Source organism: Pseudomonas sp. K5002 (assembly GCF_013386655.1).
GTDB lineage: Bacteria > Pseudomonadota > Gammaproteobacteria > Pseudomonadales > Pseudomonadaceae > Aquipseudomonas.
Genome location: NZ_JACARK010001475.1, coordinates 1 through 500, shown reverse-complemented (window position 1 = coordinate 500; position 500 = coordinate 1). Strand labels below are relative to the sequence as shown.

Annotated in this window: 1 protein-coding gene; it reads left to right on the top strand. The window is 64.0% G+C overall.

The features are described from left to right. Positions 1–500 (top strand): hypothetical protein (locus HX846_RS37285; protein WP_178967473.1); only part of this gene is annotated, 500 nt, incomplete at both ends.

Sequence of the window (500 nt, the reverse complement as noted above, 5' to 3'; positions counted from 1 at the left end):
AGCGTTGCAGCGGGGTGGCGGCGCCGCTGCCGCTGTTCAGCTCGATGCTCAATTATCGCCACCGGGGCGGCGCCACCCGTTCACAGGACGCGCAGCACGCCTGGGAAGGCATGCAGACCCTGACCAATGACGGGCGCACCAACTATCCGTTGACCCTGAACGTCGATGACCTGGGTGATGGTTATGACTTCACCGCGTTGACCCCGGCCCAGGTAGGCGCACAACGGGTCTGCGGTTATATGCAGATGGCGTTGACCCAGTTGGTGGAGGCCCTGGAGCACGCGCCGCACCAGGCCCTTGACCGCCTGCCGATCCTGGGGGATGCAGAGCGTCAGCAACTGCTGTTTGATTTCAATGCCACCGAGGTTGACTACGACCTGGCGCAGACCCTGCACGGCCTGTTCGAGGCCCAGGTCGAGCGCACGCCGGATGCATTGGCGGTTAAGGCGGGTGAGCAATGCCTGACCTATGCCGAGCTGAACCAGCGCGCCAACCAACTG